At 65.8% G+C, this 25,650-nt stretch carries 25 protein-coding genes, 1 tRNA gene and 1 pseudogene; 10 read left to right on the forward strand and 17 right to left on the reverse strand.

The genetic code is table 11. The features are described from left to right. The first annotated feature begins 17 nt into the window (after window positions 1-17). The gene (locus IOC82_RS02165; protein ID WP_290544529.1) at window positions 18-353 is read left to right on the forward strand and encodes an SMR family transporter; all 336 of its coding nucleotides are present in this window, start codon (window positions 18-20) and stop codon (window positions 351-353) included. Between the two features lie 162 nt (window positions 354-515). Here the strand turns inward: IOC82_RS02165 and ctrA are convergent, their stop codons facing one another. Next, on the reverse strand, window positions 516-1,226 hold the full coding sequence (gene ctrA / locus IOC82_RS02170) for a response regulator transcription factor CtrA (protein WP_290544530.1): 711 nt from the start codon (window positions 1,224-1,226) through the stop codon (window positions 516-518). Window positions 1,227-1,620: 394 nt separating this feature from the next. Between ctrA and IOC82_RS02175 the strand changes: the two genes are divergently transcribed. Beyond that, the gene (locus tag IOC82_RS02175; protein ID WP_290544531.1) at window positions 1,621-2,001 is read left to right on the forward strand and encodes a flagellar export protein FliJ; all 381 of its coding nucleotides are present in this window, start codon (window positions 1,621-1,623) and stop codon (window positions 1,999-2,001) included. 227 nt (window positions 2,002-2,228) lie between these two features. Here IOC82_RS02175 and IOC82_RS02180 read toward each other — a convergent pair whose 3' ends face one another. Continuing rightward, window positions 2,229-2,945: a hypothetical protein gene (locus tag IOC82_RS02180; RefSeq protein WP_290544532.1), complete on the reverse strand. Its 717-nt coding sequence runs from the start codon at window positions 2,943-2,945 to the stop codon at window positions 2,229-2,231. Then, window positions 2,942-3,889 (reverse strand): aminotransferase class IV, encoded by a 948-nt coding sequence (locus tag IOC82_RS02185; protein WP_290544533.1) that lies wholly within the window; start codon window positions 3,887-3,889, stop codon window positions 2,942-2,944. The genes IOC82_RS02180 and IOC82_RS02185 overlap by 4 nt, the downstream gene beginning before the upstream one ends. Window positions 3,890-4,135: 246 nt before the next feature. On the opposite strand from IOC82_RS02185, the gene IOC82_RS02190 reads away from it, so the two are divergent. Continuing rightward, window positions 4,136-4,270, forward strand: a complete 135-nt coding sequence (locus tag IOC82_RS02190) for a hypothetical protein (protein WP_290544534.1) — start codon at window positions 4,136-4,138, stop codon at window positions 4,268-4,270. Window positions 4,271-4,352: 82 nt separating this feature from the next. Then, on the forward strand, window positions 4,353-4,616 hold the full coding sequence (locus IOC82_RS02195; protein WP_290544535.1) for a hypothetical protein: 264 nt from the start codon (window positions 4,353-4,355) through the stop codon (window positions 4,614-4,616). Window positions 4,617-4,764: 148 nt separating this feature from the next. Here the strand turns inward: IOC82_RS02195 and IOC82_RS02200 are convergent, their stop codons facing one another. The 3 genes from IOC82_RS02200 to IOC82_RS02210 all read right to left on the reverse strand — a co-directional run bounded on the left by IOC82_RS02200 (window position 4,765) and on the right by IOC82_RS02210 (window position 7,609). Continuing rightward, the gene (locus IOC82_RS02200; RefSeq protein WP_290544536.1) at window positions 4,765-6,630 is read right to left on the reverse strand and encodes a monovalent cation:proton antiporter-2 (CPA2) family protein; all 1,866 of its coding nucleotides are present in this window, start codon (window positions 6,628-6,630) and stop codon (window positions 4,765-4,767) included. Beyond that, entirely contained in the window at window positions 6,627-7,229 is a 603-nt protein-coding gene (locus tag IOC82_RS02205) for an NAD(P)H-dependent oxidoreductase (protein ID WP_290544537.1), read from the reverse strand. The genes IOC82_RS02200 and IOC82_RS02205 overlap by 4 nt, the downstream gene beginning before the upstream one ends. A gap of 101 nt (window positions 7,230-7,330) precedes the next feature. Beyond that, window positions 7,331-7,609 carry a DUF1153 domain-containing protein gene (locus IOC82_RS02210; RefSeq protein WP_290544703.1) on the reverse strand — a complete coding sequence of 93 codons (279 nt, stop codon included), beginning with the start codon at window positions 7,607-7,609 and terminating at the stop codon, window positions 7,331-7,333. Window positions 7,610-7,793: 184 nt separating this feature from the next. Here IOC82_RS02210 and mnmA point away from each other — a divergent pair, with 184 nt between their 5' ends. From mnmA to IOC82_RS02225, 3 genes are all read left to right on the forward strand, one after another. Then, window positions 7,794-8,942, forward strand: a complete 1,149-nt coding sequence (gene mnmA, locus IOC82_RS02215; RefSeq protein ID WP_290544538.1) for a tRNA 2-thiouridine(34) synthase MnmA — start codon at window positions 7,794-7,796, stop codon at window positions 8,940-8,942. A 120-nt stretch (window positions 8,943-9,062) separates the two neighbouring features. Then, on the forward strand, window positions 9,063-9,872 hold the full coding sequence (locus IOC82_RS02220; RefSeq protein ID WP_290544539.1) for a CDP-alcohol phosphatidyltransferase family protein: 810 nt from the start codon (window positions 9,063-9,065) through the stop codon (window positions 9,870-9,872). 38 nt (window positions 9,873-9,910) lie between these two features. Further along, a tRNA-Met gene (locus tag IOC82_RS02225) sits at window positions 9,911-9,987 on the forward strand. A 141-nt stretch (window positions 9,988-10,128) separates the two neighbouring features. Here IOC82_RS02225 and modA read toward each other — a convergent pair. Together modA and IOC82_RS02235 are read right to left on the reverse strand one after the other, a co-directional pair. Continuing rightward, the gene (gene modA / locus IOC82_RS02230; protein WP_290544704.1) at window positions 10,129-10,881 is read right to left on the reverse strand and encodes a molybdate ABC transporter substrate-binding protein; all 753 of its coding nucleotides are present in this window, start codon (window positions 10,879-10,881) and stop codon (window positions 10,129-10,131) included. A 127-nt stretch (window positions 10,882-11,008) separates the two neighbouring features. Then, window positions 11,009-11,362: a hypothetical protein gene (locus IOC82_RS02235; RefSeq protein ID WP_290544540.1), complete on the reverse strand. Its 354-nt coding sequence runs from the start codon at window positions 11,360-11,362 to the stop codon at window positions 11,009-11,011. A 163-nt stretch (window positions 11,363-11,525) separates the two neighbouring features. On the opposite strand from IOC82_RS02235, the pseudogene IOC82_RS17100 reads away from it, so the two are divergent. Both IOC82_RS17100 and IOC82_RS02245 read left to right on the forward strand, forming a co-directional pair. Beyond that, window positions 11,526-11,753, forward strand: a pseudogene (locus tag IOC82_RS17100) (phosphomannose isomerase type II C-terminal cupin domain); the annotation flags it as partial. A 20-nt stretch (window positions 11,754-11,773) separates the two neighbouring features. Beyond that, on the forward strand, window positions 11,774-13,237 hold the full coding sequence (locus IOC82_RS02245) for a phosphomannomutase (RefSeq protein ID WP_290544541.1): 1,464 nt from the start codon (window positions 11,774-11,776) through the stop codon (window positions 13,235-13,237). Here the strand turns inward: IOC82_RS02245 and IOC82_RS02250 are convergent. The 5 genes from IOC82_RS02250 to IOC82_RS02270 all read right to left on the reverse strand — a co-directional run bounded on the left by IOC82_RS02250 (window position 13,227) and on the right by IOC82_RS02270 (window position 20,429). Continuing rightward, window positions 13,227-15,041 (reverse strand): PKD domain-containing protein, encoded by a 1,815-nt coding sequence (locus IOC82_RS02250; protein ID WP_290544542.1) that lies wholly within the window; start codon window positions 15,039-15,041, stop codon window positions 13,227-13,229. The genes IOC82_RS02245 and IOC82_RS02250 overlap by 11 nt on opposite strands. Before the next feature lie 301 nt (window positions 15,042-15,342). Then, window positions 15,343-15,699, reverse strand: a complete 357-nt coding sequence (locus IOC82_RS02255; RefSeq protein ID WP_290544543.1) for a metalloregulator ArsR/SmtB family transcription factor — start codon at window positions 15,697-15,699, stop codon at window positions 15,343-15,345. A 145-nt stretch (window positions 15,700-15,844) separates the two neighbouring features. Beyond that, the gene (locus IOC82_RS02260; protein WP_290544544.1) at window positions 15,845-16,408 is read right to left on the reverse strand and encodes a BA14K family protein; all 564 of its coding nucleotides are present in this window, start codon (window positions 16,406-16,408) and stop codon (window positions 15,845-15,847) included. Between the two features lie 239 nt (window positions 16,409-16,647). Beyond that, window positions 16,648-19,308: an AAA family ATPase gene (locus IOC82_RS02265; RefSeq protein ID WP_290544545.1), complete on the reverse strand. Its 2,661-nt coding sequence runs from the start codon at window positions 19,306-19,308 to the stop codon at window positions 16,648-16,650. After that, the gene (locus IOC82_RS02270; protein WP_290544546.1) at window positions 19,305-20,429 is read right to left on the reverse strand and encodes a DNA repair exonuclease; all 1,125 of its coding nucleotides are present in this window, start codon (window positions 20,427-20,429) and stop codon (window positions 19,305-19,307) included. The genes IOC82_RS02265 and IOC82_RS02270 overlap by 4 nt, the downstream gene beginning before the upstream one ends. Before the next feature lie 157 nt (window positions 20,430-20,586). Between IOC82_RS02270 and IOC82_RS02275 the strand changes: the two genes are divergently transcribed. Next, on the forward strand, window positions 20,587-21,015 hold the full coding sequence (locus tag IOC82_RS02275) for a YccF domain-containing protein (RefSeq protein ID WP_290544547.1): 429 nt from the start codon (window positions 20,587-20,589) through the stop codon (window positions 21,013-21,015). A gap of 370 nt (window positions 21,016-21,385) precedes the next feature. On the opposite strand, the gene IOC82_RS02280 is transcribed toward IOC82_RS02275, so the two are convergent. The 4 genes from IOC82_RS02280 to IOC82_RS02295 form a co-directional block, all read right to left on the reverse strand. After that, the gene (locus tag IOC82_RS02280) at window positions 21,386-22,261 is read right to left on the reverse strand and encodes an ABC transporter permease (protein WP_290544548.1); all 876 of its coding nucleotides are present in this window, start codon (window positions 22,259-22,261) and stop codon (window positions 21,386-21,388) included. Window positions 22,262-22,267: 6 nt separating this feature from the next. Continuing rightward, window positions 22,268-23,215: an ABC transporter permease gene (locus IOC82_RS02285; RefSeq protein WP_290544549.1), complete on the reverse strand. Its 948-nt coding sequence runs from the start codon at window positions 23,213-23,215 to the stop codon at window positions 22,268-22,270. Then, window positions 23,212-24,315 carry an ABC transporter ATP-binding protein gene (locus IOC82_RS02290; protein WP_290544550.1) on the reverse strand — a complete coding sequence of 368 codons (1,104 nt, stop codon included), beginning with the start codon at window positions 24,313-24,315 and terminating at the stop codon, window positions 23,212-23,214. The genes IOC82_RS02285 and IOC82_RS02290 overlap by 4 nt, the downstream gene beginning before the upstream one ends. A gap of 102 nt (window positions 24,316-24,417) precedes the next feature. Beyond that, complete coding sequence (locus IOC82_RS02295; protein WP_290544551.1) at window positions 24,418-25,578, reverse strand: extracellular solute-binding protein; 1,161 nt, start codon at window positions 25,576-25,578, stop codon at window positions 24,418-24,420. Window positions 25,579-25,650 lie beyond the last annotated feature (72 nt).

Genomic DNA, 25,650 nt, shown 5'->3' on the forward strand with positions numbered 1-25,650 from the left:
GGCCGCCCCCTACGCCGATGTTCAAATCCTATCTGCTGCTGGCGCTGGCGATCGTCTGCGAGGTGATTGCCACCACCGCGCTGGCGAGGTCCGGCAGCTTCACGCGGCTGGCGCCCAGCATCGTGGTGATCGCCGGTTATGGCGCGGCCTTCTGGCTGCTGTCCTTCCCGATCCGCACCATTCCCGTGGGTATCGTCTATGCCGTCTGGTCCGGCATGGGCATCGTGCTGATCACGCTGGTGTCGTGGCTGTGGTTCCGCCAGGCGCTGGACGCAGCCGCCGTGTTTGGGCTGGCGCTGATCCTTGCGGGCGTGCTGGTGATCAACCTGTTCTCGAGCTCGGTCAGCCACTGACCATCGGACGGGAACCGCCTACCACCGCAGGACCCTTTGGCCCGCAACGGCCCCTCGCGTGCGCCGGCCGTTATTGCCTCCCCTCATCTCCCCGTTGCGCCAGAAGAGAAGAAAGAAAAAAGGCCGCCCGGCGGGCAGCCTTTTGCATCAGGACCGTAATCCTTATGCGCTTTCGCGGATGTCTTCGCCCATCGAGGGAGCGTTCTCGCGCAGCACGTAGCCGCGGCCCCAGACGGTTTCGATGAAGTTCTTGCCGCCCGCCGCGTTGGCGAGCTTCTTCCTGAGCTTGCAGATGAACACGTCGATAATCTTGAGTTCGGGCTCGTCCATGCCGCCATAGAGGTGGTTGAGGAACATTTCCTTCGTCAGCGTGGTGCCCTTCCGGAGCGAAAGCAGCTCCAGCATCTGGTATTCCTTGCCGGTGAGGTGGAGGCGGGCGCCGCCCACTTCGACGGTCTTGGTGTCGAGGTTGACGCACAGATCGCCCGTCACGATCACCGACTGGGCATGGCCCTTGGAGCGGCGCACCACGGCGTGAATTCGCGCCACCAGCTCGTCCTTGTGGAACGGCTTTGTCATATAGTCGTCGGCGCCGAAGCCCAGGCCCCGCACCTTGTCCTCGATGCCGGCGAGACCGGAGAGGATGAGGATCGGCGTGTTGACCTTCGCCACGCGCAGCGTCCTCAGCACTTCATAACCCGACATGTCCGGCAGGTTGAGGTCCAGCAGGATGATGTCGTAGTCGTAGAGCTTGCCGAGGTCGACGCCTTCTTCGCCCAGATCGGTCGTGTAAACGTTGAAGCCTTCAGACTTGAGCATCAGTTCGATGCTCTGGGCCGTCGCGGTGTCATCCTCGATCAGCAATACCCTCATCTCGAATCCCCTATGGTCCCCAGCCCTTCGCAGGGCAATCCGGCTGGAGCAGCGCAGGCCATGGCGCGGAACCAACCGTTAACGATGACGCTTAAGATAGGACGGGAAAGGTTAACAAACCCTAATGCTGCAGCAGATTCCTGTTGACTCGTTAATCGGCATGTTATGACCGATTCCTCCCCGCCCGCTACTACTCGACGCCAACCTTGGCACGACTGCGCAAGAACCCCTGTGGACCGGCGCGACTGGCCGGTAACTGCTCCTTAAGCCTACCCGGCTAATCATGCGAGTTGCGCGGCTGCCGGAATCTCTTGCGTAATTGATTCGGCGAATCGTGGGAAGGGGGCGCCTTAGGCGCCGTCCAAAGTGTTGTGAGTAGAGTAAGGGGTCCACTATGCGTTCACGCGAGACGCTCCTCCGGTTGCACAGATTCCGCACCGAGGAAAAGCGGCGCCAGGTTGCCGACATCGAGTTCATGATCCAGGATTTCACCAGGAAGTTCGACGACCTCGATGCCCAGGTGAAGTTCGAGGAAAGCCGCACCGGCGTCTCCGACCCCGCCCATTTCAACTATTCGCTGACCGCCAAGTCTGCCCGCGCCCGGCGCGACAACTTGATGCGCTCCATCGGCGAATTGAAGGACCAGAGCAACGAGGCGCAGCTGCTGCTGGCGCATGAAGAGCAGGAACTGCGACGCGCCGAAATGCTGGCGGAAAAGGAAGCCACGGGTTTCGGCGGCGCCGCGCCGCTGCAGGCAGCCGCTTCGATGCGGTGAAGGCTGGAGCATGATCTGGCGCAGGTTCTTATCGATAGGGTGATTCCACCTGATCGGAACATGCGCCAAGGGTTCAGTGCTGAGAGACATGATCGCCGGGTTCGCCCCGGCGATTATTCTTTGCACTTCCCAAATCGTCACCCCGGCGAATGCCGGGCCCGGCTTTGGTTCAGCATGCGCGGCGAGGAAACGGGGTCACGTCTTTTGCCGGGATGACGGACTGAAACTCAAAGTTTGTATCGTCTCAACCGCTCATAAAGCGGCCGCGCCTCGTCCGCGATCTTCCGGAGATGCGCCGCCAGTGGCGGCGGTTCCGGCGGTGTGGCGCCGAAGCCTGTCGAGGCCCAGGCGGCATTGTACCAGTGCGGCGCCCAGACTCCGTCGAAGGGCTTGGGTCCCTGGGGCCATGACAGCATTGCCCCGTCGAAGGCAATGCCGCAGGCGTTGCACAGCCGCGTGAGCGTAGCGCGCGGGTCCTTGAGAATATCCTCGGCGTCGACCACGGGCGGGGCGTGGCCCAGGTGATCGGCCACCATGTCGAAGATCTCCGCCTGCTCGGCGAAGCCAATGTCGCGCAGCGCGACGTCCGGCCACTTCTTGGTGTAGCTCGACAGCACGCGCTCCGGTGCGCGGATGAGGAAGGCATTGGAGAGACCCTTGATCCACGCCCTGTCCCAGCCCTTCAGCATGTGGTGCGTCATGTGCTTCTGGTAGAAGACGGGCTTTGCCGCGGGGGCAAGGCACCGGGCCACGAGGCTGTCCCAGCCGGAGCCGTCCGCCGCGATGATCTCGTCGCGCATCGGGTGGCTGTTGCCGTGGTGGACGAGCGAGAAGGCGTAGAAGGGCTCGTCCCAGGCCACGCAGTCCGGCCGGTTGCCGAAAGAATACATCATGGCGGTCGAGATGTTGCGCGGGCCCGACCACATGGCGATGTTGACGCTCATGTCCGGAGGCTCCTCCGCGCGTCCTTCACGCAGAGCTCCTTGTAGGCGGCGGAGAGGCGCTGGGAGATGGGGCCGGCGCCCGGCCAGTCCTCCGTGGACAGAGGATTGCGCACCGGGCGGCCGTCGATGACGCGCACCGGGACGAGGCCCGCGAAAGTGCCGGTGACGAAGGCCTCGTCTGCGCCATAGACGTCATAGAGCGAGAAGGGCTTCTCGAAGACGGGGATACCCAGCTCCTTCGCCAGCCCGATCATGTTGCCGCGCGTGATTCCGGGAATGCAGTATTGCCCGGTCGATGTCCACAGCTCGCCCCTTCGCACGATGAAGAAATGCGTCGAGTTGCAGGTGGCGACGAAGCCGTGCGGATCGAGCATCAGCGCTTCGTCCGCCCCGGCATTGGCGGCCTGGATGCAGGCGGCGATGCAGTTGAGCTTCGAATGCGAGTTGAGCTTCTGGTCCTGCACGTCCGGATAGCCGCGGCGGACGTTGACGGTGTGGAGCGACAGGCCCTTTTCCATTTTTTCCGGATTGGGCGTCTTGTATTCGGGGATGATGACGACGGTGGGCTTGCCGATCGTCACGCGCGGGTCCTGGTAGGGCGTGGACTTGACTCCGCGGGTGACCATGAGGCGGATGTGGACGCCATCTTCCATCCGGTTGGCGTCGAGGCAGTCGAAGAGGCGCTTCACCAACTCGTCCGGTGTGAGCCCGATGTCCATGAAGATGGCTTTGGCGCCTTCGTAGAGCCGCTCGATGTGCGCGAGCAGGAAGGGCACGCCGCCCTTCACCATGCGCAGGCCCTCCCACACGCCGTCACCCAGGATGAAGCCCGAGTCGAAGACGGAGACCATGGCTTCAGCCCGCGGCGTGAGCGTACCGTTGACGGAAACAAGGATATCGAGATTGCGGGGGTCGATCCGGACGTCGTGGATGTTGTCTGCCATCGGGCTCTCACAGGACTTGCGCGAGGCTGTTTAGCGCGCGGGCGGCCCCAATGCATCCCCCTTATCTTCACCCGGCGCGAATTTGCTTGCCGTTCGGCCAGGGCATACCCATATCATTTGCACAGTTCCGACATTCTGATGTTTCTCATGGCCGGCGGGAGCAATCTTGCCGAAGCGCGGGCGGCAACGCGCGTGTCGATCTGCCGGCCATCCGGCCGGCAGCGGTTTCAGACAAGGACAATTTCAATGACCAAGATGACCAATATGATGAGCGCTCCCGAAGTGACCAAGCCGGCCGTTGCCCAGCCGAAGCCGGAGACGCCCGTTCCCAAGACGGACGAGGCGAAGCCCGCCGTGCACGCGCCTTCCACCAAGGCATAGTCACGCCGCAGAGCCGGTCTGTTCTCGCTCTCCGGCTCTGCGACTTTCCGCCTGAATTGCAACGCGAGTGAAGGAGGCACATATGCGCGCAACCCGTGACATGATCACGTTCGAACATCCCTTCACGCTCGGCGGCCTTGATGGGCTGCAACCCCCTGGCACCTATATGGTGATCACCGAGGAGGAGGAGATCACCGGCCTGTCGTTCCTCGCCTGGCGGCGCGTGTCCTCGCAGATCTACCTGCCCGCAATCGGCGCGCAGTCCGGCCGGGAGCAGGTCGCCACCATTGACCCCAAGGACCTCGCCAAGGCGCAGGCCCGCGACTGTGAGGAACAATTCCCATGACCCCGCTTCTGTTCTTCGCGCTGCTCTGCCTGTCCGGGGTGGGCTATCTGTTCTGGCTCCTCACGTCGCCGGATAAGGCCTGAGGCCGCGCTCCCGCCGCCAGCGGGGCTTTCCATGATACGGTATTTCACGCAAGGACCTGGTGGCTTCACCCGGGCCTGCGCGGCGGCGTGTCCGGCGGCTCCCAGCCGTGGTCAGGCGCAAGCGGCGTGCCGCCCGCATCGGTGGCCAGCACGCGTTCGATTTCCTCGCTGCCCTGGCGGGCGAGGTCGATCAGGCGCTGCGTGTCACCCACGTGCTTTGCGGCGCTGCGGATGAGCTTCTCGTCATGCGCTTTGAAGCGTTGTGCCGCGCGGTGGGCCTCGAAGGGGTGGACTCCCAGCCGCACGAGCAGCTGCTCGCCCATGTCGACCGAGGAGGCGAAGACCTCGCGATAGACATCTTCTACGCCAGCGTTGAACAGGCGATAGGCATGCACGCGGTCGAAGGCGCGGGCGAGGATGCGGAGCCTGGGGAAGTGGCGGCGCGCGGTCTCGACGATCTTGAGGGCCTTCTCGCGGTCGTCGATGGCGATGACGAGGGCCAGGGCCTCGGCGGCCCCCGCCGCTTCGAGCAGGTCGGGCCGCGACGCGTCGCCATAATAGACCTTGTAGCCGAATTTGCGCAGCGCATCGATCTGCTCGGCGTCATGGTCGAGCACCACCGCACGTATGCCGCTGGCTTGCAGCAGGCGGCCCACCGTCATGCCATAGCGGCCGTGGCCGGCGATGATGACCCTGGCGCCGGACTCCTCGATCCTGTCATCTTCGCGGCGTTCGCCCCCGCCATCGAAGCGGGGCTGGATGACGCGCGCGTCGAAGATCATCAGCAACGGTGCGGCCGCCATGGACAAGGCGACCACGGCGACGAGCAGGCCTGCCTGTCCGGCGTTGAGCAGCGCAAGGCCCGCGGCGAAGGAGATGAGCACGAAGGCGAATTCGCCGCCCTGGGCCAGCGCGAATGCGAAGCGCGAGGCATCGGGCGTGGCCATGCCGAAGAGGCGGGCGAGCACGAAGAGCACCGAGAGCTTCACCGCGATGAAGCCGAGGACGAGGCCGAGGACCAGGAGCGGCTGGCTCATCAGCAGCGCGAAATTGATGCCGGCGCCCACAGCGATGAAAAACACCGCAAGCAGCAGGCCCTTGAAGGGCTCCAAATCCATCTCGAGTTCGTGGCGGTATTCGCTCTCGGCCAGCACCACGCCGGCGAGGAATGTGCCCAATGCGGCGGATAAGCCGACAAGCTGCATGAGCAGCGCGATGCCCACCACCATGACGAGGGCGAGGCCGACGAAGACCTCGCGGATGCCGGTTTCGGCGACGAGGCGGAAGAGGGGCCGCGTGAGGAAGCGGCCCGCCAGCACGATGATGGCGACCGCGCCCAGCACCGCGACCGTCTGGACCCAGCCGGGAAGGTCGCCGATCAGCGTCGCGCCATGCGCATAATGGGCCTGGGTGGCTGCCAACAGCGGCAGGAAGGCCAGGATGGGGATGACGGAGATGTCCTGAAACAGGAGGACCGAGAAGCAGGACTGGCCGGCCGTGGTCTTGAGAAGGCCGCGCTCGTTGAGGCTCTGCAGCACGATGGCCGTCGAGGACATCGCGAGGATGAGGCCGGTGGCGAGTGCCGCCTTCCCGTCGAAGCCCAACAGCAGCGCGCCGCCGCCGATCGCCGCGGCGGTGACCACCACCTGCAGCCCGCCCAGCCCGATGATGGGGTGGCGCAGCTCCCACAGCTTCGAGGGCTGAAGTTCGAGGCCGACGAGGAAGAGCATGACGACGACGCCGAACTCGGCGAAGTGCATGACATTCTCGCCCTCCTGCCCGATGAGGCCCAGCACCGACGGGCCGACGATCATGCCGGCGATGAGATAACCCAGCACCGAACCCAGCCCGAGCCGGGTGGCCAGCGGGGCCGCGATGACGGCGGCGGCAAGATAGATGAAGGCGCCGTGGAGCAGGTCCTGCGGGTTCATCGGACGATTCCTTCCGCGAAATGCGGCGGCAGCGTGTAGCCAGGCGCCAGCCGCGACAGCGGGTCGATGCTGCCATCGCGCAGGCCGACAATGAGGTCGCGGTAGCTTTCGGTGGCGGCCGACAGCTGCGCCGGAGCCATGGCGCGCCCGGCATGGATCACGAAGGGGCTGAGCCAGGCCATGGAGCAGAGCCAGGCCGTCTGGTTGAAGGGGCTCAAGAGTTCGCCGATCTCGAAGCGGTTGCGGCCGCCATGCTGGTAGGCGGCCTCGGCGCCGCCGGTCGAGATCGCCGACATCAGGAAGCGGCCCGCCAGTTTCGTGCCGCCCGGGCCGTAGGCCCAGCCGTTTTCCAGCACCAGGTCCTGCCATTCCTTGATGATGGCGGGGGAGGAGTACCAATAGAGGGGGTGCTGCAGGATGATGACGTCATGCGCCAGCAGGCGCCGTTGCTCGCGCGCCACGTCGATGTCGAGGGCCGGGTATTCGGCATAGAGGTCCACGAGGCTGACCCCCTCGAGGCCGGAGAGAGCGTGCAGCATGGCGCGCTGGACGACGGAACTGGAGAGGCGCGGATGGGCGTGGAGAACGAGCAGCTTCATGGCCGCACTGTGCCACATTGGCGCACAATAGAAAGGGGCACTCAACAAGAACGGGGCCGGAGATCGCCTCCGGCCCCGCGACTCGACCTTTTTGCAGGGGCTTAGTTCGCCCGGTAATCCTGGATGCGGGTGGTCCGCAGGCCAGCGAGCCCGTGGCGGTCGATCGACCGCTGCCAACTGAGATATTCTTCCACCGTCAGGACGTAGCGGTCGCAAGCTTCTTCCAAACTCAACAAACCACCCCGGACAGCCGCAACAACCTCCGCCTTGCGGCGGATCACCCAGCGCTGATTTCCGGGGGGCGGCAGATCGGCAACCGTCAGCGGGCTGCCATCGGGGCCGATCACGTAATTGACGCGGGAACGCAACTGACCGTTCATGAACGTTTCAACCAACTCGATACGCACCTTACTCACTGCCTCCAAGCCTATGCGCCGCCACTTAAAAAACGCCTAAGTAGGTCTGAAGATTTCCCAAACGCCGGGTCGCCGCCGGTGCCATTTCGCTACAACCTGATGCCCCAGGCCGTTTACTTTCGGCGCGCCGTCCCCCATTTAGGCCGCCATGATCGGACAGTCCCTCATCGATGGTGTGCGCGAAACGGTTGGCCTCCCGGGCGATCCGTCGGGTGTCCGCGTGGTCTGCGCCATGTCGGGGGGTGTCGATTCCACCGTCACGGCGGCCCTTCTGAAGCAGGCCGGGTTCGACGTCGTCGGCATCACGCTGCAGCTTTACGACCATGGCGAGGCGATCAGGCGCAAGGGCGCGTGCTGTGCCGGCCAGGACATTCATGACGCGCGCCGGGCGGCCTCCGCCATCGGCATTCCGCATTACGTGCTCGACTTCGAATCCCGCTTCAAGGAAGCGGTGATCGACGATTTCGTGGAGAGCTATCTGGGGGGCGAGACGCCGATCCCCTGTGTCACCTGCAACCAGACGGTCAAGTTCGCCGATCTGCTGGCGAGGGCCAAGGATCTCGACGCGGCGGCGCTGGCCACCGGGCATTATGTGGAGAGCAGGCCGCGCGGCGATGGCTCGCCCAGGCGCGACATGTTCACACCCGCCGACCTTTCCCGCGATCAGAGCTATTTCCTGTTCGCCACCACGCAGGACCAGCTGGACTATCTGCGCTTTCCGCTGGGCACGCTCACCAAAGCGGAGACGCGGGCGATTGCGGCTGAGCTTGGCCTCGCGGTGGCGGACAAGCCGGACAGCCAGGACATCTGCTTCGTGCCCGACGGCGATTATGCCGCACTCATCCGAAAGCTCAGGCCCGAGGGCGTGGAACCCGGTGACATCGTGGACCTTGCGGGCCGCCTGCTGGGCCGGCACGAGGGCATCATCCATTACACGATCGGCCAGCGCCGGGGACTGGGCCTCGCCGGGGGTGAGCCGCTCTATGTGGTGAAGATCGACGCAAAGGCGAAGCGCGTGGTGGTGGGGCCGCGCGAGGCGCTGCGGCAGGAGAATATTCGCGTGACCGGCCTTAACTGGCTGGGCGAGCCGCTCGACAGCAATCCACGATCGGTCTTCGCCAAGATCCGCTCGGCCCGGCCGCCGGTGCCGGCCGATATCAGGCGCTGCGGGCAGGGGCCTGTCATCACCATCCGCGGCGGGGAATATGGCGTGTCGCCCGGCCAGGCCTGCGTGCTTTACGCGGGCGAGGGGCCCGGCCAGCGTGTGCTGGGCGGCGGTTTCATCGCACGCGCCTGAAGCCCGCCACGCGCGTGGCGCATTGCGCCAGCCGAAGCGCCGATCCACAAGCAAGGCGAGACATTTGCCACCGGCATCCGGCTTTCCTATAGTCGGGCCTCACACGGGAGAATCCGCGCCTTGGCCAAGATCAACCTGCACCCCAACCTCGACCGCGAGGTAAAGAAGGGTGTCGCATGGGCGGTCCATGCCTTCACCACTTGCGGCATCGTGCTTGGTTTCCTCGCCCTCGTTTCGGTGCTGAAGAACGATCCCGTGGCGGCCTTCATGTGGCTGGGCCTCGCCCTCTTCGTCGACGGTGTGGACGGCACGCTGGCGAGGAAGGCGCGCGTGCTCGAATACACCCCCAACGTCGACGGCCGGACGCTCGACAACGTCATCGACTTCTTCACCTACGTGGCGGTGCCGGCGCTGATGGTTTACTGGTTCGACATGACGCCGGTGGACTTCCTCTTTTCCGGCCAGACCTGGAGCCTGATCTCGGCGGCGGCGATCATGGCGGTGTCGTGCTACACCTTCGCCAATGTGGGCATGAAGTCGGACGATTATTATTTCGTCGGCTTCCCGGCGATCTGGAACGTGGTCGTTCTCTATTTCTTCATCCTGCAGACGGGGCCGCTCGCCAACATCATCACCATCGCCTTCCTCTGCGTGCTCACCTTCATCCCCATCAAGTTCGTGCACCCCTTGCGCGTGGCGCACTGGCGCGAAATCACCATTCCGATGACTGTGCTGTGGGCGGCCATGTCGCTCTCACTGATCATCCAGGCCAAGGACCGGGCAAGCTGGGGCAAGGTCGAGACCATCCAGCTCTGGGTGTGGATCGCCGCGAGCCTCTATTTCCTGTTCATATCGCTCTACCGCACCTTCATCCAGAAGGACCGGGGCCAGGATCACGACCACGATCACGAGGGCGAACACACGGCTTGACTTGCCGCCCGCCGCCGCCCTATACCCCGCGCCACCTTGGCGGGGTAGCTCAGTTGGTTAGAGCACGGGAATCATAATCCTGGGGTCGGGGGTTCAACTCCCTCTCCCGCTACCAAGTTCCCAAAGCCGCCTGGCCGAAGGCCGGGCGGCGTTTTCGGTGGCGGCGCACGCTCCTTGGTTCTGCAAAACATCCGCTGAACGGAATGCCTGCTGCACCTTTGCGTCCAGCTGCCTTTGGCCGGAAAAGGGGCCGTCCTCACCTGACGAGGATGATGAAGCCGTGCGCCCTGAAGATGTCGTGCGCCTTGTCCGACTGGAGGAAAGCCAGGAATTCCGCCGCATCCGGAGACTTCGAGGCCGCCACAAGCGCTGCCGGATAGACGATCTCCGGATGCGTGTCCGGGGGGAAGGCGCCGAGCACCTTGACCTTCTTCTCCTCGTTGGCATCGGTCCGGTAGACGATGCCGGCCGGGGCCTCGCCGGCCGATACCAGTTTCAGCGCGGCGCGCACGTTTTCCGCCTGGGCTAGGCTGCCTTCCACCTTGTCCCACACGCCGAGCTTTTCCAGCGCGGCCTTGCCGTATTTGCCGGCCGGCACAGCCTTCACGTCGCAGATGGCGAGCTTGCCGCCCTTCAGCACGCCGGCGAGATCGAAGCCCGGCGCGATGGTGACGGCGGCCCTGGAACCGGCGGGGGCGACGAGGACCAGCGTGTTGCCGAGCAGCTTCACCATGCTGCTCTCGGCGATGAGCTTCTTGCCGGAGAGGTATTTCATCCAGTCGAGATCGGCGGAAATGAAGATGTCGGCCGGCGCGCCAGCCTCAATCTGCCTGGCCAGCGCCGAACTCGCGGCGAAGGTGTTGGCGGTTTCCTTGGACGAAGCGGCCTTCCAGGCGGCGCTCACCTCGTCCAGCGCATTCTTGAGGCTGGCGGCGGCGAAGACGTTCACCTTCCCTGCGGCCGAGACTGGAACAGGCAGAATCGCGGCAGCAGCGGACATAAGCCCCATGACGCATGCGCGGCGTGCGATCACCCCCGTCCTCCTTCCCACATCGTTATATCTGGCCAGATATAACGACTTCGTGCCGGAGTTCAAGCCTCAAGGACGGCCGGCTGGCATCGCCGGAGAAGAGAGGTCAGTCCCGCTTGGCCGCCACCAGCTTCTGGGCTTCGCTGGACATTTTCGCATAGGTGCGGCGGGCAAGCGGGGTGAGCTGAACCTGCTTGGCGCGGCCGTCCCGCGGATCGGGCGCGTACTTGATCCAGCCCGCCTTTTCCAGCACCGACAGACGGGAATAAACCGTGGGCGCCGTGCCGAAGCCCGGTCCCTTCACGACGTCCGAGACATTCAGCGTACGTTGCTCGGCTTCGGCTTCGCCGATGAAACTGAGAATGCTGCGCGCCGAAATGTCGAGCTCGCCAAGCCCCGAGGTTGCCTCGATCGCGCGAACCGCGCGGTTGATGCGAAATATGAGCTGGTTCTTGTCCACGGTGACGTTTTTCCTCCCTTGCGAATCCGGCAGTCTGCCGCCTGGGCCATCGATTACCGGAGGCCCGCGAACAATACCACTTAATATTGCCCGCACAATATAGATAAGGAAATTTGGGTGGAAACTTGTATTCGCTCTGGCGGGGTTGTAAGCTCGTGCGGCGCTCTCCCTGCAGTCGCACCGCTGGCGCGCCGGGCACTGGATCTTGGTGGAGGGGATCTTGGTGGAGGGCACGGCACGGGTCACGCTGGGCGGCAACGTGAACCTTGTGAACGGGAACCAGTCCGTCTACATCCCGATGGGCGAGAAGCACCGGCTGGAGAATCCCGGTCAAAGCAAAGTGGTGCTGACCGAGGCGCAGACCGGCAGTGATTTCGGCGAGGACGACATTGATCCGCTACAAGGACATCCATGCCCGCCGGTAGGCGCCTTGGCGATATTGCCGCCGGGGCGGGGGCTGGCTTCGGCACCAGCGGCGTGCGCGGCCTCGTCACCAGCCTCACGCCCGGCCTGTGCCGGGCCTATACCGGAGCCTTTCTCGCCATGCCCGGCAGTCTGCCGCTGGCGCTGCTGATCGGATACGACCTGCGTCCCAGCAGCCCGGCGATCGCGGCGGCCTGCCATGACGCCGCGCGGCGGCTCGGCATTCCCACGGTCAATGCCGGGGTGCTGCCCACGCCGGCGCTTGCCTTCGCGGCGGAAAAGCTCGGCGTTCCGGCCATCATGGTGACGGGCAGCCACATTCCCTTCGACCGCAACGGCCTGAAGTTCTACCGTGCCGAGGGCGAGATCTCGAAGCAGGACGAGGGGCTGATCCTAGCGGCGGAGGCGCCCTGGCCGCTCGACGACAGTTCACCGGCAGCCTTGCCGCCCGCCGACCCGGCACCACTGTCCCTTTATGCCGCGCGCTACCGGAGCGCCTTCGCGCCCGATGCGCTGTCCGGGATGCGCATCGGCATCTATGAGCATTCCTCGGCGGCGCGCGACCTGCTGCATGAGCTGTTCCGCGCACTCGGCGCCGAGACGCTGCCGCTGGCCCGCAGCGAGGGTTTCGTGGCCATCGATACCGAAGCGGTGCGCGATGAGGACAGGGCACTCGCCCTTGCCTGGGCCGCGGCCCACCGGCTTGACGCCATCGTCACCACCGATGGCGATGCCGACCGGCCGCTGATTGCCGACGAGACGGGGCGATGGCTGCGCGGCGACACCCTTGGCCTGCTCTGCGCCCGCGAGTTGAGGGCCGGAACGGTGGTGACGCCAGTCAACAGCACCACGGCGCTCGAATCCTGCGGGCTGTTTGCGGAGGTCAGGCGCACGCGCATCGGCTCGCCCCATGTGATTGCCGGCATGCAGGGCGCGCGCCACCACCCGGTCGTGGGTTTCGAGGCGAATGGCGGCTTCCTGCTCGCCAGCCCCGCCAGCCTGGGGGCCGGCGTGCTGGATCCGCTGCCGACGCGCGATGCCGTGCTGCCCATGCTGCTGGTGCTGCAGGCCGCGCGCCGCCTGCATGTGCCACTGTCGCAGCTGCTGTCCGGACTGCCGGCCCGCTTCACCTTCAGCGGCCGGCTGCAGGACGTCGACCCCTCCGCCTGCCAGGCGCTGCTGGCCGCCGCCGAGGCCTCGGCTGCCGGCATGGAAAGGCTGTTCGGCGGAACGCCTGCCGCCATCGACCGCAGCGATGGCCTGCGCGCCACCCTCGCCAGCGGCGACATTCTGCATATCAGGCTGTCGGGCAATGCACCCGAGCTGCGCTGCTATGCCGAGGCGGCATCCGCCGAAGCGGCTGAGCGGCTGTGCGGCTCGTGCCTGCAGCGGCTCGCCGGCCTGCTCAGCGGCACGCCGTCATCGCTGGCCTCGCCGCGCCTTACCGGCTGACCGCGTCCACCATGGCCCTGGCGCGCACTGCCCCCGTGGCGCTGACGATCCGCGTCACGCCGTCCAGCCGGACCTGAGGCGTCCTCGAGGCGCTTGCCGCGGTAACCGAGATCTGCTTGGTGACGCCGGACCGGAGGCCGCTGTTGTCCACCACCGTCAGGCGGGCCGTGTAGAGGCCGGGATTCGCATAGGTCTTGGTGGGGGTCTGCAGCGTGCCGGAATTGTCCACCGTGCCGTCGCCGAAGTCCCAGTAGTAGAAGCGGACGGCGCCATCCTTGTCGGTCGATTGTCTGGCGTCGAAGCGGATGGCGGCGGGTGCGATGCCGGCGGTGTCGCTGGCGGCGAGCACCGCAGCCGGCGGCGCGCCGGCCGCGGCGGCATAGCGGGCGGTGAGGCGGAAATTGCCGGCCGACCCATAGTCGGAATAGCCGGTGGCCGCCGGGTCACCCTGGCCCGTGCCGCGCACCGCGATGAAATAGTTGCCTGACGCCGGAAGCTGGAAGCTCAGCGTGGCGCCGAGGGTGTTCTGCGGGCTGGCGGCGGCCAGCACCTCGCCCGCACCGTTGAGCAACGAGAGCGCGAGATCGGCGTTGCCGGAGCGGGTTGCCGGGGCGAGCGTTGCGCTGAACGCGCCGGCTCTGGCCGTGATCGCGAACATGTCCACGTCGCCAGCCCGCTCGATAACGCCATCCTGCAGGCCGCCGCTGAAGGGCGCCGCTGAGTACACGGTGCCGCCAAAGTCATCCGCGCGCAGCGGCAGGCCGAAGCTCTGCGCCACCGCGAAGTCATCTTCCTTGTTATTGGCGCCGGCGTATTCGCCCTTGCTGAACTGGACGAGCGGCTTGTAGTAGCCCACGCCCATGATCGGGGCCCAGGCCGTCAGCGGATCGGCGCCGTGGCCGCTGTAATAGCCCGCGCTGGCAGTGCCGTCGTGGCTCAGGCCCATGTTGTGGCCGGCTTCGTGCGAGATGGCTTCCGCCACCGGCTTCTCGTCGCCCCTGTTCAGCATGTTGTGGAAAACCAGTGCCGGCTTGAACCTTTCGGTCGTGCTGTTGAACACGCCGACATAGGCGATGCCGCCGCAGGTGCAGGTGTAGACTCCAGCGCTGTTGGTGATCAGCACGGTTGTGCCGAACACGGTGTCGGCGCTGTTGCTGCGCGCCAGCCGGTCGGGCGGGGGCGCTTGCGTCGTCACGTCGACGTCGAAGGGCGCATAGTCCTCGGCGACCCGCTGCCAGATGTACTGGATGCGCTGCAGCTCCGCCGCGGAGAAGGCGGTGTTCACCGCGCCATCGATGTCGAAGGGCTTGGCGGTGATGGTCTTGCCGGCGGTGTTCCAGGCCGTTCCGGTCAGGGTGGCGCCGTCGAAGTCGAGGTAGATCGTGCGGTTGGAGCCGGGCTTCGAGTGGAGCCGGAAGGTCTGGGCGAGGGGCGCAAGCTGGCCGTCGCCTGTGCCGCGCTGCGCGCCCGGCGCCGCGGCCTGCAGCGGCGCATCGAGTTCCTCGACGACGAACATGCGGCCTTCCTTGTCGAGGCGGACGCGGCGGTCGGTCAGCAGCAGGTTGCGCAGCTGATCGGCCGACTTGCCGTACCAGCTCGCCACCTCCGGCAGGCGGGCTCCGAGACGGTCGACCGCGGTTCGGCCGGAGACATTATTTTCGGCGAATTTCAGGACTGGGAAGCTGGGGCGCAGCCGCTCGCGCTGGATCTCCTGCGCTTCAACGCCTGGGACGGCGGAAAACAGAGCGCCCGCCGCAAGTGTTGCCGTCAAAAGGCGCGTGGCGCGCCCGATACCCATGAACATGTTCGCACCGGCCTTTCTTCACGAGCAGCTTCGGCGCCCGGAGGGCTGCCGCAATCGGCGTTACGTTACGAATTCCGCACAGAACGAAACGCCGCCGGGTTGCCCGCCCCGCCGCATTCCGGAAGAACTTACTCTGCGAAGTTCCGCGTGCTTACATATGGCACGCATTTCCGCGCCGGACAGCGGAAGCCGGAACCAGGGTTATTGCGGGCCGTTCGGATTCGATAAGAATTGAGCGAGTGCCGATGCCGCGCGAAACGTGTTCCAGCGCCGATGCGCTGAATCCTTGTGCGGCCAGGGTTCAGGGGCGGCGGCGCGGCATGGGGTGGGCCTCGCCTTTCAGCATGTCGTGCAGGGTGGAGATCAGGCGCGAGGCATCTTTGCTGGCGATCGAATAGAAGATGCTGCGGCCCTCGCGCCGCGCGGTCACCAGCCCGTCGAGGCGCAGCCGCGCCAGCTGCTGCGACACGGCGGCCTGCGGCATGTCCATCAATTCCTCGATTTCGGAAACCGACTTCTCGCCGCCGGACAGCATGCACAGGATCAGCAGCCGTCCCTCGTGCGACAGCGATTTGAGGATGCCGGTGGCGCGGCGGGCCTTGGCGAGCAAGAGCTTGCGCTCTTTGCGCGTGACGCTTGGGAAATCGAGGATGCTCATCTATTCTCACTCGCTGGTTGGACACGTCGATCAGCAACGGCAGGGCCGCCCTGCCGGCACAAGCCGGGCGGCAGCATGGTTGCCGCAAAGGCAATTGCGGAGGCTGGGGTTTGGCCAAACAGCCTCTCCGCCCGGTTTTGTCACGTCAATCGTAGGGGCTGTTGCAGCGGTGCTTGCGCCCGTCATAACCCATATAGGTGTTGGTCCGGACGTTGTAGCTGCGGTAGCGGCCTTGGCACCAGGCGACATGGCGCGCACGCGCGCCGCCGCCGGAGTAGCCGCCATAATAACCGTAATTGTCTCCGGCCGCCGGGTTCCAGCCGGTGCTCCACCACGGCCAAGGATACCAGAAGCCGCCATAGAAGTAATTGTAACCGGAATAACGGTAAGCATAACGCGGGCCATACCACCGGCCGTTGCGGTACCAGTTCGGGTTCCAGCCGCCGTTCCAGCGGCCATTGTTCCAGCGGCCGTTGTAGGGTGGCCGTCCATTCCACCCGTGGCCGGGGCCTCCCTGCCAGCCGCCGCCGTGCCAGGCGCCGCCCATGTCGCCGAGGCCGTCGCGCATGCCGCCGCCTCCGATGCTGCCGTCCATCGGCGGAATCCAAATCGTCCCGCCGCCGCTGCGCGCTTGCGCGGGCAGGCTGGTCAGCAAGGTTGCGGCCGCAAGCATGGCCGCTGCCAGCAGGCCAAAGCCGAATTTTTTCATGCCGGTCGATCTCCCAGAAGGCGCCGCATCTGATCCAACAGGTTGCCGGAAACCCAAGCGTGCGGACGGCGGTGACACCGCCTCCCCGTCAAACGCGGACCACGCACGGAACAAGTTTTCCGGACTTCGGTTTCGGGTGAGAACGTGGCAGAATCGTGTTGAGCGAAGAACAATCGTGCCGCATCCGCCGCCCAAAGCGGCGCCACCGGCCGGTGGAGACGCCGGGCCTTCCGCTTACGTCAGAGGATCTGCAGCTGCCTTCCGCCCAGCGAGGCGAAGGAGCGGGCGCGGCAAGTGAGCACAATGACCTGCTGGTTCTTGCCGGCGCGGTTGAGCGCATCGAACATCTGCTCGATGCGGCCGTCATCCGAAAACACCAGCGCATCGTCGAGGATCACCGGCACGTCCGAGCCCCGCTCGCAGATCATGGCGCCCATGGCCAGCCGCACCAGCACCGCGATCTGCTCCTGCGTGCCGAGCGACAGGCGGCCGAAGAGTTCCGCCGCGGGGCCCGACCGGCTGAGGCCCGCGATGGCGAAGTTCTCGCCGAGCGCGATCTCGGCGCGCGGAAAGACGTCGTTGAGGAAAGGCTTGAGGTGGCGGCGCAGCGGCGCGTTCAGCTGCTCGCGGCGCTCGGCGTAGCTTTCGTCCACGGTCTTGCGCAGCAGCTTCAGCACCTCGACGCGCTCGGCGATGCGCGCCTCTTCGGCGAGCGTCATCTCCTGCTGCAGCTTCAGCGTGGCGGCGCGCTCGCCAAGCCCGTCGCCGCCCGCGACCTGCACCTCGCCCTCCAGCCTGGCCATGCGCTCGCGCAGCTGGTCGGCCTTGTCCTGCTGGCCCTTCAGCGCGGACTCGAGGCGTTCGGCGCGTGCCTTCAGGCGTTCGGCCTCGCCCTCCTCCGGCGCCTGCAGCTGCTTCTCCGCCAGCAGTGCGGCCTTGATGCGGTGGGCATCGCGGCGTTGGGCGAGCTCCGCCTCCTGCGCGGCGAGCAGCGCCTCACGCCTGTCGTCGGGAAGAAGCGCCAACTCCGAGGCGAGCTGCGCGTGGATCGCCTCCGTCTGGCCCTGCAGCGTAGCGCGCGACTGGACGAGGCGCGTCTCCGCCTCCTTCTGTGCATTCGCCTGCGCGTCGATGCCGCTGCGTTGGGCGCGCAGCTCGCCGCGGCGGCTGGCGGCCCGCTGCGTGCGAGCCTCGATCTCTGAGACCGCTGGCAGGGGTTGCGCCTCGTGCGCGCCGTGCTTCGCCTCGGCGTCGATCTCGCCTGCCGCCGCCTGCAGGCGCTCGATCTCGGCCGTGACGCTCTCTTTCACCGCAAGTGCGTTGCGCTCCGCCCGCAGTTCGCGGGCCTGCTCCTCCAGCACCACGCGTTCGGCGCGCAGCCGGCGGAGGTCCGCGGCATCCCGAGCACCGCAGGCCGAGAGCAGGGCCTTCAGCTTTTCGCGCTGGCCGGCCAGCGCCTTCTCCGCCGCATCGCGCGTCGCTTGCGGGGGTGTGATGGTAATTGACACGTCGCTGCCGACGGCGATGACCACTGCCTCCGTCACCGAGCGCGCCGAGACGCCGGCGACGCTCTTGCCGTCAATGCGCACATCCGCGCCGGGTCTCGCCTCGACGCTGATGCGCGGCGCGCCTGCCTCGAGGCGGGCGCGGAGCTTCGCTTCCTCCTGCTCCAGGGCTTCGAGGGATTTGAGCGCTGTCTCGTCGGCGCGCGCGGCCTTTAGCGCCGCGTCATTGGCAGCGGTCCGGCTGCGCAACTCGTCCAATTGTTTCAGCCGCGCGGCGAGCGTGGCGCGCTGGGCGAGTTTGGCGCTGAGCCCGGCCAAGCGGGCGAGTTCGCGTTCCTCGGCGTCAAGCGCATCGGCCTCCGCCTCGATCGCCACCTTGCGCAGGCGGAGCTCCTTCAGGGCCGCGGCGACGGCGGCCAACTGCTGGTCGATGGGCGAAAGCCGCGCCAGCAATTCGTCGAGCCGCGCCCGCTGGCCGTCGATGGCCGCCGCGCGGCGCTTCATCTCGTCCCGCTTTTCTTCCTGCGACCGGACGAGCTCGTGGGCCTGGCGCTCATCGTCGCGCAGCCGCTTCAGCTCCTCGCCCGCCTTCTCGGCGGCGGCGAGCTTCTGGCGCGCGCCGTCGAGATCGGCCTTCATCGCCTGCGCGGCGGCGGGGTCGCTGGCCAGGCGATAGTCGGCCCGCAGCCGCGCCAGCTCGTCAAGCTTGACGTCGAGGGCCGCAAGCCGTGCTTCGACGTCGAGGCGCTCTGCGGCGAGCCTGGCGTTGTCCTCGATCGCCGCATGGAGCGGGCCGCCGGTTCTGGCCTTGCCGCTGTCGGTCAAGTAGCGCGAGAGTTCATCCTTCACCGCGCCCAGCAGCTGGCGGGCGCGCTCGCCGCCCACAAGGGCGCCCACCTCCTGCTGGATCACCGCATTGAGCTGGCTCGCCGCCGCTTCCGATGGCTCAGGCAGCGCGAAGGAGTGGCCCTGCTGCACCCAGAGCAGGCCATAGCTCGCCTCGTCCAGCGCGCGCGCCGATTTGGGCGCGATTCCGAGCAGGTCCCACACCTGCTCGTCGGCTTCCGCATTGCGCGCGATCTCCACGCCATCGCGCGTGAGGCTCGCCGACTTGCTTTTGAGGAAGGACTTGGCGATCTCGTAGCGCCTGCCACCATGTTCGAAGCCAACCCTGATTACAACAGGAAGTGACAGGCCGTCGGTGGCCAGGGTCGCTATGTCTTTCGTCACCGAGGAGTGGCGCTCGAACAGGCAGGTACGGATGGCGCGGAACAGGGTGGACTTGCCGGCTTCATTGCGCGCCGCGAGAATGTTCACGCCCGGGCCGAAGCCCTCGATCCTCGCCGATGTGCCGAAGCGGCCGCAGCCTTCGACGGACACATGGAGAAGCTTCATGCCGCCTCTCCCCGCCCGTCCCGCGTGAGGAGATAGAGCTGCACCAGCGCCTCTTCGGCGCGGCGGCGCTCCACCGGACTCGCGGCCTCATTCTCCGCCTGCTGCCGCAGTTTTTCGGCGGCCTCGCGCAGCACGCCGTCGAAATCGATCGTCTCGAGGTCGGCCAGGGTGGGGCGCACATGCAACGCCGCCAGATCGGGCTCGCACCAGAACATGGCGGCCTCAAGCGACGCAAGGCGGCGCGCGAGTCCGGCGCGCGCCGTCAGATCCAGCGTGCCGGCGAGGTGAAGCCGCAACACGAGGCTCGAGAGATCGGGGAGCGCGCGCAACCGCGCCTCGAGGCCGTCCAGACCGGCGGCGTCCGACAGATGCTCCGTCTGAGTGAGCCAGCGATAGACGCCGGTGCGATGCGGCGTTACCTTGGCGGGAGCGCCAGGGCCTGCGATGTCCACCAGCAGGACCTGCCCCATTTCCTGGCTGTTGAAGCGGTCGGCCTCGGGTGTTCCGGCATACCAGGTGGTGGGACTGATCTGCAGCGTGCCGTGCCAGTCGCCCAGTGCGAGGTATTCGAGGCGCGCGCGCTTCGCCCGGTCCGCGGCGATCGGGTTGTTCGCTTCGCCCGGGTCGAAGCCATGGACCGAGCCATGGGCGAGGCCGATGCGGATCTTGCCGGCAGCACTTTCCGCCCGGTCCATCCATTCGGTGAGGTCGTTCACCTCGCTCTTGCGGCGCAAGGGGGCGGGAAGCAGCACGGCATCATCGCCCAGTGGCGCAACCTCCGGCGTGAGGTGAAGCAGGACGTTCTCCGGCAGGCCGAGCGCGCGGGCGCGGTCCCACAGACCGTTGCCGCGGTGATAGTCGTGGTTGCCGGAAATCACGTGCCAGAAAACGGCGGGGAAATTGCGCATGCGCTCCAGGGGTTCCAGCAGGGTCTTCGGCGCCGGAGCCTCGTTGTCATAGAGGTCGCCCGCCACCAGAACATGGGCGGCGCCCTCGGCCAGCGCCAGGCGGCCGATCGTTTCGATAGCGGAAAGCCGCGCCTGGCGCAGCACGCTCTCCTTCTCGCCGAAGTTCCGGAAGGGCTTGCCGATCTGCCAGTCCGCCGTGTGGATGAATCGCATTGGGTCAGCATGGAAGCCCCGGCGCCGGGGGTCAACCGCCACTCTCCGGCGCATGTTCCGGCCAGGTGATTCAACCTGACCGGCACAGGCGCGAGATTCCGCTGGCGAAACGACGCGCAACTCCCCATATCGCTGACCGGGATCTAAGGAGGTTGCCATGTCCCTGCTGTTGAACATCGTCTGGATCCTGCTGGGCGGCGCCTGGATGGCGCTGGGCTGGCTGGTCGCCGCTGTGATCATGACGGTGACGATCGTGGGAATCCCGTGGGCGCGGGCCGCCGTCAACATCGCGCTCTATACGCTGATGCCCTTCGGCTACACCGCCGTGCCGCGAGACCGGCACACGGGGCAGGAAGACATCGGCACCGGCGCGCTTGGCGCCATCGGCAATATCCTGTGGTTGGTTTTCGCCGGATGGTGGCTGGCGCTGATGCACCTGTTCTGGGCTGTGCTCTATGCCGTCACCATCATCGGCATTCCTTTTGCCTGGGCGCACCTGAAGCTCGCCGGCATTGCGTTGTGGCCGATCGGCAAGATGATCGTGCCGAAGGACGAGGCGGGCACGCCACTGCGCCCACGCATCTGATCAGGACACACGCTTCCCGCGGAACGCGTCCACCGCGCGCATCACGCCATGCCGGCTCAAGCCCGCCGGACGTCCTGCCGAAACCCATCGAAGGAAGAAAGTCCTTGACAGCGCGCGCTCGATGTGCTAGAAAGGCGCATACTCCAGAAATAGGCAACGATGTCGAACGCCCGGGGCTTCATTGCCTGACGGGCCGGAGGTTTTGGTGGAGATGGGCGCGCTTTTCCGGATGTTGTGGGCCGCGGTGCTGTTCGCAGGTGTGCGCAGCCGGATGCCAGCTTTCGCCGGCATGACGGCGGAGTGGGTGATGGAAAGGAAAATGCCCGGGACAATTCCGGGCATTTTGCTGTTCGAGAGGTGGCTTTGCCGCCTATTGCGTGGGCGGGAAGGCGGCCTGGGGTTGGTCGCGGCCGGCGGCTTCGGCCTTGGCCACCTGCTCCTTGGTTCCGGCGCGCGCGGCGAGGGCCTTTTCCTTGCGGCGGCGGGCGAACTCGACATAGAGCATGATGACCAGCGTCACCACGATGAGGATCAAAGCGAGCGCGTTGATGGTGGGCGTGATGCCGCTTCTGACCTTCGAGAAGACATAGACCGTCAGCGTGTCATAGGTGCCGCGGGTGAAGAGCGTGGTGTTGAAGTTCTCGATCGACTGGAAGAAGGCAATGGCCGCGCCCGCGCCGAGCGCCGGATAGAGGTGCGGCAGCAGGATGCGGCGGACCACCTGGCTGTAGTTGGCGCCGAGGTCGAGGGCGGCTTCCTCAAGCCCGCGGTCGAAGCTCTGCAGGCGGGCGAGCACCATCAGCATGACGAAGGCCGAGATGTAGGACGCCTGGCCGAGTGCCGAAAGGTGGAGGCCGGCGCTGACGCCGAACTCGTTCCAGAACAGCAGCGTCGAGATGCCAATGACCGCACCCGGCGTAAGGATGGGCGCCACCATGAGGGCGTAGAGCACGGTGCGCGTCTTTCCGGCGAGGCTGTTGATGAGGATCGCCGCCGCGGTGCCGATGGGCACCGAGATGATGACCACCGCAATTGCCACCAGGATGGTGTTGCGGAAAGCTTCCCACATCCGCTTGTCCTGGAACAGTTCGATGAACCAGCGGCCGGTGAGGCCGGCCCACGGGTAGACCGAGGGGAAGGCGGAATCGTTGAGCGCCGCACCACCCATGACCGCCAGCGGCAGCAGCATGTAGAGCAGGAAGATGAAGATGTAGAGGTTGAACAGCCAGTTGGACTTCGCGTTCATGGACCCTTACCTCGCAATGTCCGAGAGCTTGACGCGGAACACCCGCATCATGCCGATGACGAAGACCGTGCAGGTGACGAGCAGCATGAAGGCGTAAGCCGAGCCCGTGTTCCAGTCCTGCGACTCGAACATGGCCTGCTGGATGATTTCCGTGAACCAGCGCGACTGGGTGGAGGCCAGGAGCGTGGGCACCAGGATGGAGCCGGCGGCCAGCATGAACACCATGACGCAGCCCGACGCGATGCCGGGCTTGGAATGCGGGATAATGACGCGCCAGTGGGTGCGCCAGCTCGATGCGCCAAGGTCCTTGGCCGCCTCTATCTGGTTGGTGTCAAGCGACTGGATGGCATTGTAGATCGGCAGCAGCATGAACAGCAGGTAGACGTAGATGAGGCCGAAGGTGACGCTGTTGAAGCCGGTGATCCAGCGGATGGGCGTGTCGATGATGCCCATGTTCACGAGGGCCATGTTCAGCGGGCCCTTGAAGGCGAGAATGATGAACCATGCGAAGGCGCGCAGGATTTCCGACACCCACATCGGCACCAGCAGTCCGACGAAGAGCAGCGGCACGTTGCGGGGGTTGGCCACCTTGGCCAGATAGAAGGCGACCGGATAGCAGAGAATGAGGGTGATGACGGTTGTGACCGTGCTGTAGACCAGGGTGTGGACGAAGACCTGAATGCGGATCGGCGCCTCGAAAGGCAGGATGACCGGCTTCCACGCGAAGGGCAGCCAGAACTTCCATTCGGTGGGCTGCTCGAAGGCGGAACGGTAGTTGGCGAGCGTGTAGACGTCCTTCGGACCGCCGATGTCGGCGAGCGGCAGGTAGAGGCGGAAGCTCTCCTCCAGCAGGTAGAGCTGCGGCAGGATCACCAGCAAGAGCAGCCAGAAGGCGGTGAGGGCCACGAAGGTCCAGGTGAGGGTGTGGCCGTAGCGGCGGAAGAGCTCGCTCATTCGTCGATGCCCGGGTCTTTCATGCCCTGGTCGGCGAGGACGCGGGCCGTGGCGGCCTCGAAGCACAGATATTGCGCGCTGCCGATGGCGGGCAGCGTGACCGAACCGTCGTTGCGGGTCTCGACTGTCAGGTGACGGCCGGTCTTGTCGGCGGCGTGGACGTGGATGAAATTGCCCTCGAAGCTGATGTCGGTCACCGTCACGGGAATGCTGTTGGCCCCTTCGGCGGGCGCCGCCTGCAGCTTCGAATATTCGGGGCGGACATAGAGGCGGGCGATAGTCGAGGCATCGACGGCAGGGCCGAGCGTGGCGGTGAAGGCGCCGGCGTCCGTCTCGAAGCTGCACTTCGATCCGTCGACCTGCTTCACCTTGCCCTTGAAGATGTTGTTCTCGCCCACGAAGGAGGCGACGAAGCCGTTGACCGGCGTGTTGTAAATCTCCTGCGGGGTGGAGATCTGCTGGATCTTGCCTTGGCTCATGACGGCGACGCGGTCCGACATGGCGAGCGCCTCGCCCTGGTCATGGGTGATGTAGATGAAGGTGACGTTGGTGCGCTTCTGGATGGCGCGCAACTCGGCGCGCATGTGCTGGCGGAGCTTGAGATCGAGCGCCGAAAGCGGCTCGTCGAGCAGCATGACAGAAGGTTCGACGGCAAGCGCGCGGGCAATCGCCACGCGCTGCTTCTGGCCGCCCGAGAGCTGCGAGATCGCCTTGTCGGCCGAGTCATGCAGATCGACGAGCTTCAAGAGCTCTTCCGCCTTGGCGCGGCGGACGTCCTTCGAGGCGCCGCGCACCTCGAGGCCGAAGGAAATATTTTCCCACACCGGCATCAAGGGGAAGAGGGCGAGGTTCTGGAAGATCAGCGCGGTGGGGCGCTTGTTGGGGCGGATGCCGGCCATGTCCTGGCCGCCGATCTTGATCTGGCCCTCGGAGGGATCGATGAAGCCGGACACCATGCGAAGGATCGTGGTCTTGCCGCAGCCCGAAGGACCGAGGAAGGAGAAGAACTCGCCGGGCTTAATGGAGACATTGGCCTTGTCGACGGCGCGGAACTTGCCGAAGTCGCAGGACACATTTTGCAAGTCGACGCCAGCACTCATCGGCGCGTTACTCCCCGGGACGGATTTTCTTGGTTAGGCACATCTTAAAGCGAACCGCCGGGTTTATTCAACCCGGCGGCCCAGAGATCGCTGGAAAGTGGCTTATGCCGCCTTCCACTTGTCGGCATATTCGCCGCGCAGCTTGATGAACCAGCCTGCCTGGGCCGGCCACCACCACAGCTTCGACAGCGCGTCGCCCGGATAGGCAGCGTTGTAGAAGGCCTTGACGGCCTCGTCGGCGAGCTCCGGCCCGCCCTTGCCCACGGCGTTTGCCTTGAAGGCCGAGGCCCAGGCAGCCGAGCCCTTGGCCGTCGACACCCACTTGGCGAATTCGGTCGCCTGCTCGGTGTTCTTGGCGTTGGACATGAGCACGAAGCCCTGGTTCCAGGCGAAGGCGCCTTCCTTGGGCGCCACGAAGCCGAAGCCGTCCGGCGCGAGGTTGAAGCCGGTCGAATCCCAGTTCAGGCCGAGGATCGCGCCATTGGTGCGGAAAGCGGCCTGCGCCTCGTTCTCGCCCGACCAGAACTGCACGACATTGGCCTTGTGCTTGATGGCTTCCGCGAGAGCGATGTCCCACAGCTGCTTCATCGTGGCTTCGTCCTTGTAGCTGTCGAGCCAGGGCTTCGGCAGCTTGCCTTCAGAGTCCAGCCAGCGGCCCATGGCGGCGAGCGAGGAGTGGGCGCGGATGCAGATCTTGCCATCGAGGTTGTCACCCCAGAGGTCGCCCAGCGAGGCCTTGCCGTATTCGGTCGGGAAGTCCTTCTTGGAATAGACGATGGCTTCGGTGCCCCAAACGGACGGAACGATCATGCGCTTGCCGTCGACGGTGGCCATTTCCCCGGCCTTGCCGTCGGCGAGACCCGGGAGATAGTTGTCCATGGCGAGCTTGTTGGTATCCCAACCCTGCACGAGGCCGTCAGCGGCCCAGCCGCCGACGCGGTCGCCCGTGGGCTCCACCACGTCATAGGCAGCGGTCTGCAGCGACAGCTTGGCCTGCGCGTACATATCGTCCTGGCTGGCCTGCTCGGTGAAGTTCACCTTGATGCCGGTGTCCGCGGTGAAGGCCGGGAACACCTTGGCGGCGAGATCGGGATAACCGGCCCAGCCCATGAAGTTCACTTCGCCGGACGAGGCGAGCGACGACTTCACATAAAGCGGACCAGCGAGGCCCACCGCGCCCAGGGCGGCGGCGGACTTGAGCAGGGTGCGGCGCGACAGCGCGGCGGCGCGCATGGTTTCCTGCGAGGATATAAACTTCTTCATTCGGTAACGTCCTCCGTGTTCGCACCAGCGCCAGTGCCGGTGCTTGATTGTGTGACCGGTCCGGTTTCAATT

Source organism: Aestuariivirga sp., assembly GCF_020252395.1.
In the GTDB taxonomy this organism is placed as follows: Bacteria; Pseudomonadota; Alphaproteobacteria; order Rhizobiales; family Aestuariivirgaceae; genus Aestuariivirga.

Bases quoted from the DNA above. Each gene is read 5' to 3' on its own strand.
- IOC82_RS02165 (WP_290544529.1), top strand. From the start codon at position 18: ATGTTCAAATCCTATCTGCTGCTGGCGCTGGCGATCGTCTGCGAGGTG.
- ctrA (WP_290544530.1), bottom strand. From the start codon at position 1,226: ATGAGGGTATTGCTGATCGAGGATGACACCGCGACGGCCCAGAGCATC.
- IOC82_RS02175 (WP_290544531.1), top strand. From the start codon at position 1,621: ATGCGTTCACGCGAGACGCTCCTCCGGTTGCACAGATTCCGCACCGAG.
- IOC82_RS02180 (WP_290544532.1), bottom strand. From the start codon at position 2,945: ATGAGCGTCAACATCGCCATGTGGTCGGGCCCGCGCAACATCTCGACC.
- IOC82_RS02185 (WP_290544533.1), bottom strand. From the start codon at position 3,889: ATGGCAGACAACATCCACGACGTCCGGATCGACCCCCGCAATCTCGAT.
- IOC82_RS02190 (WP_290544534.1), top strand. From the start codon at position 4,136: ATGACCAAGATGACCAATATGATGAGCGCTCCCGAAGTGACCAAGCCG.
- IOC82_RS02195 (WP_290544535.1), top strand. From the start codon at position 4,353: ATGCGCGCAACCCGTGACATGATCACGTTCGAACATCCCTTCACGCTC.
- IOC82_RS02200 (WP_290544536.1), bottom strand. From the start codon at position 6,630: ATGAACCCGCAGGACCTGCTCCACGGCGCCTTCATCTATCTTGCCGCC.
- IOC82_RS02205 (WP_290544537.1), bottom strand. From the start codon at position 7,229: ATGAAGCTGCTCGTTCTCCACGCCCATCCGCGCCTCTCCAGTTCCGTC.
- IOC82_RS02210 (WP_290544703.1), bottom strand. From the start codon at position 7,609: ATGAACGGTCAGTTGCGTTCCCGCGTCAATTACGTGATCGGCCCCGAT.
- mnmA (WP_290544538.1), top strand. From the start codon at position 7,794: ATGATCGGACAGTCCCTCATCGATGGTGTGCGCGAAACGGTTGGCCTC.
- modA (WP_290544704.1), bottom strand. From the start codon at position 10,881: ATGGGGCTTATGTCCGCTGCTGCCGCGATTCTGCCTGTTCCAGTCTCG.
- IOC82_RS02245 (WP_290544541.1), top strand. From the start codon at position 11,774: ATGCCCGCCGGTAGGCGCCTTGGCGATATTGCCGCCGGGGCGGGGGCT.
- IOC82_RS02250 (WP_290544542.1), bottom strand. From the start codon at position 15,041: ATGTTCATGGGTATCGGGCGCGCCACGCGCCTTTTGACGGCAACACTT.
- IOC82_RS02255 (WP_290544543.1), bottom strand. From the start codon at position 15,699: ATGAGCATCCTCGATTTCCCAAGCGTCACGCGCAAAGAGCGCAAGCTC.
- IOC82_RS02260 (WP_290544544.1), bottom strand. From the start codon at position 16,408: ATGAAAAAATTCGGCTTTGGCCTGCTGGCAGCGGCCATGCTTGCGGCC.
- IOC82_RS02265 (WP_290544545.1), bottom strand. From the start codon at position 19,308: ATGAAGCTTCTCCATGTGTCCGTCGAAGGCTGCGGCCGCTTCGGCACA.
- IOC82_RS02270 (WP_290544546.1), bottom strand. From the start codon at position 20,429: ATGCGATTCATCCACACGGCGGACTGGCAGATCGGCAAGCCCTTCCGG.
- IOC82_RS02275 (WP_290544547.1), top strand. From the start codon at position 20,587: ATGTCCCTGCTGTTGAACATCGTCTGGATCCTGCTGGGCGGCGCCTGG.
- IOC82_RS02280 (WP_290544548.1), bottom strand. From the start codon at position 22,261: ATGAACGCGAAGTCCAACTGGCTGTTCAACCTCTACATCTTCATCTTC.
- IOC82_RS02285 (WP_290544549.1), bottom strand. From the start codon at position 23,215: ATGAGCGAGCTCTTCCGCCGCTACGGCCACACCCTCACCTGGACCTTC.
- IOC82_RS02290 (WP_290544550.1), bottom strand. From the start codon at position 24,315: ATGAGTGCTGGCGTCGACTTGCAAAATGTGTCCTGCGACTTCGGCAAG.
- IOC82_RS02295 (WP_290544551.1), bottom strand. From the start codon at position 25,578: ATGAAGAAGTTTATATCCTCGCAGGAAACCATGCGCGCCGCCGCGCTG.